General features: G+C 75.8%; 8 protein-coding genes. 3 read left to right on the top strand and 5 right to left on the bottom strand.

Annotated elements, in window-relative coordinates:
• Positions 1-143: 143 nt before the first annotated feature.
• Both ACWF41_RS19290 and ACWF41_RS19285 read right to left on the bottom strand, forming a co-directional pair.
• Positions 144-1100 carry an ABC transporter ATP-binding protein gene (locus ACWF41_RS19290; protein WP_380325406.1) on the bottom strand — a complete coding sequence of 319 codons (957 nt, stop codon included), beginning with the start codon at positions 1098-1100 and terminating at the stop codon, positions 144-146.
• Positions 1093-2001 (bottom strand): ABC transporter permease, encoded by a 909-nt coding sequence (locus tag ACWF41_RS19285; RefSeq protein ID WP_380325409.1) that lies wholly within the window; start codon positions 1999-2001, stop codon positions 1093-1095. The genes ACWF41_RS19290 and ACWF41_RS19285 overlap by 8 nt, the downstream gene beginning before the upstream one ends.
• Before the next feature lie 263 nt (positions 2002-2264).
• Here ACWF41_RS19285 and ACWF41_RS19280 point away from each other — a divergent pair, with 263 nt between their 5' ends.
• Positions 2265-3536: a CDP-glycerol glycerophosphotransferase family protein gene (locus ACWF41_RS19280; RefSeq protein ID WP_380325412.1), complete on the top strand. Its 1272-nt coding sequence runs from the start codon at positions 2265-2267 to the stop codon at positions 3534-3536.
• Positions 3537-3578: 42 nt separating this feature from the next.
• On the opposite strand, the gene ACWF41_RS19275 is transcribed toward ACWF41_RS19280, so the two are convergent.
• Both ACWF41_RS19275 and ACWF41_RS19270 read right to left on the bottom strand, forming a co-directional pair.
• Entirely contained in the window at positions 3579-4841 is a 1263-nt protein-coding gene (locus ACWF41_RS19275) for a CDP-glycerol glycerophosphotransferase family protein (RefSeq protein ID WP_380325415.1), read from the bottom strand.
• A gap of 22 nt (positions 4842-4863) precedes the next feature.
• A complete protein-coding gene (locus tag ACWF41_RS19270; RefSeq protein ID WP_380325418.1) occupies positions 4864-6357 on the bottom strand; it encodes a glycosyltransferase in 1494 nt (497 codons plus the stop codon).
• 194 nt (positions 6358-6551) lie between these two features.
• On the opposite strand from ACWF41_RS19270, the gene ACWF41_RS19265 reads away from it, so the two are divergent.
• Positions 6552-7598 (top strand): hypothetical protein, encoded by a 1047-nt coding sequence (locus ACWF41_RS19265; protein WP_380325420.1) that lies wholly within the window; start codon positions 6552-6554, stop codon positions 7596-7598.
• Complete coding sequence (locus ACWF41_RS19260) at positions 7595-8884, top strand: DUF6716 putative glycosyltransferase (protein ID WP_380325423.1); 1290 nt, start codon at positions 7595-7597, stop codon at positions 8882-8884. The genes ACWF41_RS19265 and ACWF41_RS19260 overlap by 4 nt, the downstream gene beginning before the upstream one ends.
• A gap of 111 nt (positions 8885-8995) precedes the next feature.
• Here the strand turns inward: ACWF41_RS19260 and ACWF41_RS19255 are convergent, their stop codons facing one another.
• On the bottom strand, positions 8996-10030 hold the full coding sequence (locus tag ACWF41_RS19255) for a glycosyltransferase family 2 protein (RefSeq protein WP_452183105.1): 1035 nt from the start codon (positions 10028-10030) through the stop codon (positions 8996-8998).
• Positions 10031-10151: the final 121 nt, after the last annotated feature.

Here is a 10151-nt window from a genome sequence, read left to right as displayed (position 1 = left end):
TGTGGTAGGCAAAACACCCCTACACCCTACCTCCGGGGGGGTTGGGGGGTTGTCCTGTGTCGGCGTTGTAGGAGAACCACCCCCCCCAAGCCCCCACCCACAACGATCTCGCGTTCGCGAGCGCGGCCTCGGTGGGGCCGAGGTCAGTCCTGCGGCTTCTTCTTGCGCCGCGCGCGCGGGCCGACGCCGCCGGCGCGGCCCGAGGAGTTCGCGGCGCGGTGGGCGCGCACGAACTTCCGGTAGTGCCCCAGGACCTCGTCGGTGGGGCCGTCCATGACGAGCTGGCCCTGGTGCACCCACAGCACGCGGGTGCACATCGCCTCGATCGTGGTGATCGAGTGGCTCACCAGGAAGATCGTGCCGGCGTTCTTGCGCACCTCGTCGATGCGCGCCTTCGAACGCGCCTTGAACGCCGCGTCGCCCGTGGCCAGCGCCTCGTCGATCATGAGGATGTCCGGCGTGGCGGCCGACGAGATCGCGAACCGCAGCCGCGCCCCCATGCCCGAGGAGTACGTCTTCATCGGCATGTAGACGAAGTCGCCGATGTCGGCGAACTCCACGACCTCGTCGAACCGCTCCTCGACCTGCTTGGGCGTGAGCCCGAGGGCGAGGCCGCCGATCCAGATGTTCCGCTCGCCCGAGAGCTGCGGCATGAGGGCGGCATTGACGCCCAGCAGCGCCGGGTCGCCCGCCACGTACACCGAGCCGGAGTGCGGCGGGATGAGGCCGGTGATCGCGCGCAGCAGGGTGCTCTTGCCGGACCCGTTGATGCCCACGATGCCGATGGCCTCGCCGTGGCGGGCCACGAAGGAGATGCCGCGCACGGCGTGCACCTCGCTCACGGCCCCCACGTGCTGCGACGTCGAGCTGACGAGGCGGCGCAGGAAGGAGCGCTTGGGCGCCTCCGCCTCGCGCACGTTCGCGCCGCCCTTGGCCGCCACCTGCTTTGCCTTGCCGCCGAACACGCGGTAGACGATGTGCAGGTCGTCGACGACGAGCACCGGGTCGCCCAGGGTGGCGACCGGCTTGGGGCCCTCGAGGTCCTCCGGCTCGAACTCCTCGTCGAGGTCCACGTCGAGGTGCAGCTCCGACTCAGTCACGGCCGTACCGCTCCTCTCCACGCCAGAACACGACGAAACCGACGGCGAACGACACGACCGCCCACCCGGCGGCCCAGGCCCACATCACCGGGTCCTGGGGGATGGTGGGCTCCTGCGTCAGGATGGAGCGCGCCACGTACAGGTACACGGCGATGGGCTGGTACTCCAGGATCGGCCCGATGATCGCCTGCGTGGTCGCCGGGAGGTCCTTCACGTAGTGCATCACCGGGAAGATGACGCCCGACGCGTACATCACGAGGCGCAGCACGAAGCCGATGATGTTGTCGAGGTCCGGCGTGATCGCCACCGCCCGCGCCACGACGAACGCGATGCCGGTGTTGAAGATCCACAGCAGCGCGATGATCGCCGGCAGGAGGAGCCAGCTCCACGTCACGTGCACCATCGCGTACTTTGGCAGCAGGCCGCTGAGCAGCACGATCGCGCACATCACCAGCAGCGCCGGGACGAGCGTGGTCAGCAGGGAGACCACCTGCGCGATCGGCAGCACCGCGCGCGGGAAGTGCAGCGACCGGATGAGGTTCGACTTCTGCGCGATCGACCGCGACCCCGCGTGCACCGACTGCTCGAAGAACCGGTACAGGAACGTGCCGATCACGATGAACGCGATCGAGTTCAGGACGCCCCGGCTCGTGCCGAGCAGGATGCCGAAGATCAGCACGTAGACGATCGCGTTGAGGATCGGGTTGAGGACGGCCCACAGCTGACCGAGGTAGTTGTTCTGGTTCTTGGAGTAGGCGGTCGCGGTGCCGAGCACGCGGATGAACGCCCAGCGCGAGGCGACGTCCTTGATGTACCGGCCGAGCGGCGGGCGCACGCCCATGGGGCGCAGACCGAACTGCTCCGCGATCGCCTGGCGCTCCCGCGAGGTGGTGTCGGGCACGACCGGATCCGGAGGGCGAAGTGCGTCCGGCCCCGGCTTCCCGCGGTCACCCGATGCGGCGCCCGTGGTGGTGTCGGTGGTCACGTAGCTGGCATACCCGTCTTCTAGGTACGGCCTGTGGCTGACAGGCCCCGTCGATCCTACAGCGACGAACCGCCCCCGATCCCAGCCCCCGGCGACGAACCCGTGGCCTGCCGGTGACCCCGTGGAATACTCGAGATGACACCGGGGTGAACCCCCGCCCGGCCCGCAGGGAGGCCACGATGCCCGACGTCAGCGCCCCGCGGTCCACCCTCCGGCTGCGCGCCCGACGGGCGCTCGCCCGCACGCTCCTGAGCGCGGGCTCCCGGGCCAAGCGGCTGGTGAGCAGCACCATCGGCGGCGAGCCGCCCGAGCTCTCCCCCGAGGTCGAGGGGCTGCCGCCGTACCCCGTCGTCGCGTACTTCGCCGACACGCCCCTGCAGGCCTACCAGCTGCGACAGTGGCTGCCCGTGCTCGAGCGCGTCGCCGAGCGGCACCCGCTGGCCGTCGTCACCCGCCAGTGGGAGCTCACCGAGCAGCTGCGGGCCGCCACCGACCTCCCCGTGCTCTACGCGCTCGAGCTCGACGGCCTGCGCCGCCTCTACAAGCAGATCGACGTCAAGGTGGTCGTCTACGTCAACAACGGCTGGCGGAACTTCCAGTCGCTGATCTACCAGCGGGCCCTGCACGTGCACGTCAACCACGGCGAGTCCGACAAGATCTCGATGGTCTCGAACCAGGCCAAGGCCTACGACCACGTCGTCGTCGCGGGCCCGGCCGCGGTCGAGCGGCACCGCCGCGCGCTCATCAACTTCGACCTCGGCCGCCTCGTCGTGTGCGGGCGCCCGCAGCTCGACCTCGACGTCGTGCCGACCCTCGCGCCCCTGCCCGGCCGGCGCACCGTGCTCTACGCCCCGACGTGGTCCGGCGAGGACGACGCCAACAACTACACCTCCCTGGACCGGTACGGCGTCGCCGTCGTGCGCGCCCTGCTGGCCCTCCCCGACGTCCGGGTCGTCTACAAGCCGCACCCCCGGGTGCTCGACGGCGAGGACCGCGCGGTGGCGGCCGCGCACGCGGAGATCGTCCGCCTGCTCGCCGCCGCGGGCGCGCCGCACGAGCGGCCGCTCCGGGCCGACGTCCGCGGCCTGTTCGCGGCCGCCGACCTCCTCGTGACGGACATCTCCGCCGTCGGGCTCGACTTCCTCTACCTGCGGCCCGACGCGCCCGTCGTCCTCACCGACCGGCGCACGGACCGCGTCCGGCTCGTCGCCGAGGCGCCGCTCGCGGGCGCCGCGGACGTCGTCGACGACGACACCGTCGGCGACCTCGCGGGGGTGCTCGCCGCGAACCTCGCCGCCGACCCGCGGCGCGACGAGCGGGCGCGCCTGCGCGACCACTACTTCGGCTTCGCGCGCGGCGAGAGCAGCAGGAGGTTCCTCGACTTCGTCGACGACTGCGTGGCCCGCCGCGACGCCCTCGTCGCCGCGCGCCCCGGCCCGGGACCGGCGTGACCCGGACCGGGCGGCGTCGGACCTGAATGGGTCAGCCGTGCGTCAGGCCTGCTCCGCGGCCTTGACCCGGGCGACCTCGCGGTCGCGGACGTCCATCAGCCGCTCGCACGCGGCGACGAACCGGCGCGTGGCGGCGCCGGGGGCGGTGTCACCGAGGTAGTGCTCCCGCAGCGCGAGGCGCTGCTCGCGCGTCGGGTCCTGGCCGAGTTCGCGGTCCACGACGGCGACCACGTCGCCGAGCGCCGACACCGGCAGCTCCGGGGCCAGCTCCAGGAGCGGGCTGGAGGCGATGATCACGTCGCCCACGGGGCGCGTCACGACGATCGGCTCGCCCGTCGCGAGCCAGTCCATGGCGACGCCGGAGACGTCGCAGACCAGCAGGTCGGCGGCCGCGAAGGCGGGCGCGACGTCGCCGTGGGTGTCCGTGCCGTGGCCGGGGCCCTCGGCGGGCGCCGGCGCCGCGGCGAGGTACTCGCGGATCGCCTTGTCCGCCTCGCCGTACGCAGCGACGCGGACGCCGGTGAGCGGGTGCGGGCGGTAGAGCACCCGGTAGCGGCCGGACTCCACGAGGGCCCGCACGATCGCCGGCCCGTGCGTCGCGACCGACCCGTACTCGGCGGACGGCTGCCCGCCCTCCCACGTGGGCGCGTACAGCACCGTCGGGAGCGTGCCGCGCGGGGTCCTGGCGCGCAGGCTCAGCTGATCGTCCAGCTGGGGGCGGCCCACGGGCACGCAGCGGGCATGCGCGTCGTACAGGGTGCTGAACCGCGCCATCCGCTCCACCGCGGCCTGCCCCGCGACGAACGAGAAGTCGTACGCCTTGGTCTGGTTGGACACCGTGACGAGCTTGTCGCTGTCGCCGTGCATGAGCGACGCGTGCACCAGCTGCCCGAACCGCAGGCACGTGAAGTTCTCCGGGTTGTGGTTCACGTACAGCGCGAGCTTGGTGGCCGAGCGGCCCAGGACGTCGTCGAGCGTCGTGTAGCGCGCGACCGTGCGCACGTCCAGGCCGCTGTCGCGGCGGATCGCGCGGGCCGTGCGGGAGTCCTGCGTGACGACGACCAGCGGGTGCTCGGCGTGCAGCGCGCGGAACGTGTCGTACCACTGCTCGATCTGGTACAGCGCCTCGGGGGTGTCCGCGAAGTAGACCAGCACCTCGTACGGCCACGACGTGCCGAGCAGCGCCTCGTCCTCGCCGAGCCCGTCCGGCATGCCACCGGGCAGCAGCCCCAGCCGTCGCACGACCTTGCCCCCCAGCGAACGGATCCGGCGCCGCAGCGTGGCGCCCCGGGGTGTGGCAGGCATGGGTCTCCAGACACGTCGTCGGTCAGTGGGGGGCGCGTCGCAGCATACCGGCCACGTGCCGCACGACCGGCAGCCGGCGGGCGGGCCCGGGGCGGCGGGCCACGTCGTGCAAGACCTCGGCCCAGCGCGCCACGACGGCGGCGTCGGAGTAGCCGCGGGCGGTGGCGACCGCGGCCTCGCGCATCCGCCGCACGGCCGCGTCGTCGAGCGTCACGAACCGTTCGATCGCCGCCGCGAGCGCGTCGACGTCGCCGTCGGGCACGAGGAAGCCGTCCACGCCGTCGGTGACGATGTCCGAGGGCCCGTACCGGATGTCGTAGGAGATCGGCACGCAGCCGCGCGCCATCGCCTCCGCGAAGACGAGGGGCAGCCCCTCGGACCGGCTGGTGACCAGCAGGTACGAGGCGGCCGACAGCCGGTCCGCCGCGCCGGGCACGAAGCCGTGCAGGGTGACCCCGGGCACCGTCGCCGCGCGCGCCTCGACCGCGGCCCGCCGGGGCCCGTCGCCGTAGACGTCGAGGGTGAGGCCGAGGCCGGTCCGCCGGGCGGCGCGCCCGGTCGCGGTCACCGCGTGCCCCACCCGTTTGCGCAGGACCAGGGACGCCACGACGGCGCCGCGGTACCGGTCGGCGTGCGCGGGCACGGGGCCGTCCGGGAGGTCGGTGCCGTTCGGCACCACGACGGTGTGCGCGCGCTCCCCGACCCGGTCCAGCACGTCCCGCCGCTGCGCGTCGGTCAGGAAGACCACCGCGTCGAAGTCGTCCAGGTGCTCCACGAGCGGCGCGCGCGCCGTGGTGAGCGGGCCGTGCGCGTCGACGGCGTCCGCGGCCAGGTGCGCGCCGTGCACCACGTGCACGGTGCGCAGGTCGCGACACCCCCCGGCGGCGAAGAACGGGACCATCGTCTTGCTGTCGACGACGACGAAGCGCGGCCCCGCGGGCAGCACGTCCTCGAGCCAGGACCGGTAGAGCGCCCAGACCGAGGGCAGCCGACGCCCGCGGCGGCCGTCGCGGGCGTAGAGCGTCACCGCGCGGCGGCCCACGCGCGATCGCTCCTCGACGGCCGCGAGCGAGCCGTCCGGCCGGAAGTGCAGGACGCGGCCCGTCTCGTCGTCCTCGCCGTCGCCCTCGCCGTCGCCGGGGCCTGGGCCGTCGCCGCCGCCCTCCGTGCGCACCCGCTCCCCCGGCGCCGCGGCCGGCACCCGCGCCGGGCGCGCCCGGCGGGGCACGCCGAGGGCGTCGTCGGGGAGCCGGCACACGTCGTGCCACACGTTGTGCAGGGTGGTGCCGTCGATCAGCTCGCCGCGGGACTCGAGGGACGCGCGCACGGCGTCGACGTCGAGGTCCGGCGCGAACGTCAGGATCCGCACCGGCACGCCCGCCTCCTGGACGAACGACCGCGACCTGCGCAGCATTGCCGACGTCATGCCGCCGTAGTCGGCCGGGATCGTCCACGTCGCCGCGGCGTGGCTCCCCGGCGGGAGCGACGTCCGGGGTCCGGGGCGCGACGGCGGCACGCGCACATCGTAGGCACCCCGGGGCCTCCCGGCCGGGAGCCACCACGGGCGCGGGACCGGACGCAGGACCGGGCGCGAGACCGGGCGCGAGACCGGGCGCGAGACCGGGCGCGAGGCCCGCCGCCCACCCAACGTTCACCCGGCGGCCATGCCGACGTCCCCGGCTCGTCGTCCGCCGCGGTGAGACTGGCCGCGTGACCGCGCTCGTCGAGTCCCCGCTCCAGCTGCTCTGCGCCGTCGAGGCGCACGCCGCCGGGCACGCCGGAGCCCGCACCCGCGTGCTGGCCCGGGCGGACGTCCCGGCCCTGACCGCCGGGATCGACGCCGTGCGCGCCCTCGGCCTGCCCGCCGGGCTGGACGTGGAGCCCGCGCCGGCGCCGCGCCGCCTGCCCGACGACACCGTGGTGGTGGGCGACCCGTTCTCCGGGGCGTTCCAGGCCGCGCTGCTGCGCGCGCCGCGGCCGCCGGAGCGCCTGGTCGTCGTCGACGACGGGCTCGCGACCCTCGACCTCGTGCGCCGGGTGCTCACGGGGTCCCCGCTCGTGCGCCTCACGGCGCCGCCCGACCCGCTGCGCTACGGCCTCGGCGCCCTCGCCGCGCGGCGGCTGCGCCGCGTCGCCGCCGCCGGGCGGCTCACCCTGTGCACCACCATCCCCCTGGACGACGACGCGCTCGTCGGGCTGCGGGCGCTCGGCGTGGACGTGCGCCCCCACGACTTCGCGTGGCTGCGCTCGCGGCCGCAGCGCAACGCCCCCGACGAGTCGACGGTCGTCGTGGGCTCCGCGCTCGTGGCCGACGGGCTCGTGCACGCCGACCGGTACGCCGCGTGGGTGCGCGGGATCGCCGCCGACGGCCCCGTGCGCTACGTGCCGCACCGCCGCCACGACCCGCTGGTGTCCGCGCTGCTGGAGCGCCTGCCCGGCGTCACGGTGGACGAGCCCGGCGCCCCCGTCGAGATCCGGCTGCGCGGGCTGCGACCCGGCCAGCGCACCGTGATGCTGCCGTCGACGTCGGCCGTCACCCTCTCGCGCCTGCTCGCGCCCCGCGGCGTCGTCGTCGCCCCGCACGCCGTGCCGGACGCCTGGTGGACCGACCGCGCCACGCCCGAGCTGCGCCGCCACCTCGGCCGCACGCACGCGCTGGCCACCCGCGCGGCGACCGAGTCCGCCGCGTCCGCCGGGGGCCCGGCGACGGGGCCGCTGCGTCCCGGCCGGCCCGCGTCGGTCGCGTCGCGCGCATGACGCTCGCCCGCCCGCTCCCCCGCGCCACGCCCCGCGAGCGGCGGAGCGCCGCCCCCCCGCCCGTCGAGCGCCGGGCGCCCCGCGTGCTCGCGGTCGCCGACTCCGACTCCTACCTCAAGTGGGGGGTCTGGACGCTGGCCCGCCTCCGCGACGACGACGGTGCTGACGGCGCCGACGGTGCCGAGGCCGCCGAGGGCGTGCGCGTCTCGGCCGTGCTGGTGCGCTCCCCCATCGCCCCGACGGCGGGCCAGGCGGCCGCGGCCGTCAGCGGCACGGGCGTCGGGCGCCCGCCGGTGCTGGGCCCGCGGGCGCTGCGCCGGCTGGTGCGCCGCACCCGTCCCGACGTCGTCCTCGTCGCCGCCACCGGGCCCGTCGCGGAGCTCGTCGCCGCGCAGGTGGTGCGGGCACTGCCCGCCGGCCGCCGTCCCGCCCTGCTGACCGGGCTGCCCGGCATGGCGCTGCCCGCCACGCCGCAGGGCACCGGCTGGCGGCGTTGGTGCGACGCGTTCGTGGTGCACGCGCGCGTGGAGGCGGCGCCGTACGTCGAGGCGTTCGCCAACCAGGGCGCGCGCCCCGACCTCGTGCTCACGCGGCTGCCGTTCCTCGACGATTCGCCGACCGCCGCGCCCGCCCCGGTGCGACGCGTGGTGCTGGCGGCGCAGGCCAAGGTGCCCGCCACGCGCGCCGAGCGCGTGGCCCTGCTCGACGGGCTCGGAGGCCTCGCGGCGGACGGGCTGGAGGTGGTCGTCAAGCTGCGCGCCCGCGCGGGCGAGCGCCAGACCCACAACGAGGCACACCCCCTCGACGCGCTCTGGGAGGCCGAGCACGCGGGCCTCGGGCACGCCGCCGGCGCGGTCGCCTTCGCCACCGGCCCCATGGCCGACCAGCTCACGCCGGGCACGGCGCTGCTCACGGTCAGCTCGACGGCCGGGCTGGAGTCGATGGCCCGCGGCCTGCCCACGGTGTTCCTCGCCGACTTCGGCGTCGGCCCGGAGCAGCTCAACGAGCCGTTCGCGGCGTCGGGCTGCCTGCGCCGCCTGGACGACGTCGCCACCACCCTCCGCGCCGGCGGCCCCACGCCCGACCCGGTGTGGAGCGAGGAGCACTACCTGCACACCGCGCCGTCGGGCCTGCCCGCGGCCGTGCACGACCTGGCCCGGCGTTCCCGCGCCGGCGACCTGCCCTCGGTCCGCGTGCGCCCGTGGTCCTGGCCGCGGCACGCGTACACGGTGCTGCGCTCCGCGCTGCCCGTCGCCGTCGCGCAGCGCCTGACTCTCTCCCGCTGACCCCTCCGCCCGCCCCGCCACAGTGCCGAACAGGCAGTTGACACCGTTATCGGGCCGGATTCCGGCCGATAACGGTGTCAACTGCCTGTTCGGCGACCCGGGAGCGGGACGTCAGGCGCGGTGGTCGGCCACCGCCCGGGCGGTGAGGCCGCGGACGAAGCCCGCTCCCCACGCCAGGTGCATCGTCACGACGACGGCGGGCAGCACCACGGCCTCGAGCGCGCCCAGGCGCGGGCGGCGGCCGGTGGCGTGCGCGCACGCGGCGACGACGCCGGCGAGGTACGCCGCCGGGAGGGCCGCGCCGAGGAGCGCCACCGCCGGCAGCGCGGCGAGCGCGCCGCCCGCGACGAGCAGCGCGGACGCGACGAGCCCGAGCACGAGGGCGGGCGGCGCCAGGTAGCGCACGCTCGCCGTGGACGGGTCGCGCCGGATCACCTCGCGGCGCCACATGCCGGTGCGCCAGAACTGCTTGGCCACTGCGCGCAGCGTGCGCCGCGGGCGGTAGGTGACCTGCAGGGCGGGGTCGAACCACAGCAGCCCGCCCGCGCGCCGCAGGCGCAGGCACAGCTCCCAGTCCTCCGCGCGCACCAGCGACGGGTCGTACCCGCCGACGGCCTCGACCGCCGAGCGCCGGAACGCCCCGAGGTACACCGTCTCGGACGGCCCCGCCTCGCCCCCGACGTGGAACGACGCCGCGCCGATCCCGGCCGGGTGGCTCATCGCGCGCGCCGCCGCCCGCTGCACGGTCGACGTCCCGACCGGGTGCATCAGGCCGCCCACGCCCACGGCTCCGGTGTGCTCGAGCGTCGCGACCGCCCGGGTCACGTAGTCGGCCGGCAGCACCGTGTGCCCGTCGACGCGCAGCAGCACCTGGTCGTCGTCGCCCGCATGCCCGGACGCGAGGTTGAGCCCCACGGAGCGGGAGCCGGTCGGGTTGTCCACCACGACGACACGCGGGTCCGCCGCGGCGAGCTCCGCCGCGACCCGCGCCGTTGCGTCGTGGGACGGCCCGACGGCGAGCACCAGCCGCAGCGGGCCGCGGTAGTCCTGGGCGAGGACGGACCCGACGGCCTCGGCCAGGTATGCCTCCTCGTCGCGCACGCACGCGACGACGGCGACGCCGGGCGGCGCCTCCGTCCACCGCAGGGCGGGCGGCGGGGGGGGGGGGGGGGGGGGGGGGGGGCGGGGGGGGGGGGGGGGGGGGGGGGGGGGGGGTTCTTGCCGATTGAGTCGATGGGGAGGGAGGAAAAACGGCAGCATAGCAAGA

The sequence above is a fragment of the Isoptericola sp. NPDC055063 genome (assembly GCF_053608125.1).
Note: the sequence above shows the minus strand (reverse complement) of the source record. Positions and strands in the feature narration are given on the sequence as shown.

Bases quoted from the DNA above. Each gene is read 5' to 3' on its own strand.
- ACWF41_RS19280 (WP_380325412.1), top strand. From the start codon at position 2,265: ATGCCCGACGTCAGCGCCCCGCGGTCCACCCTCCGGCTGCGCGCCCGA.
- ACWF41_RS19275 (WP_380325415.1), bottom strand. From the start codon at position 4,841: ATGCCTGCCACACCCCGGGGCGCCACGCTGCGGCGCCGGATCCGTTCG.
- ACWF41_RS19260 (WP_380325423.1), top strand. From the start codon at position 7,595: ATGACGCTCGCCCGCCCGCTCCCCCGCGCCACGCCCCGCGAGCGGCGG.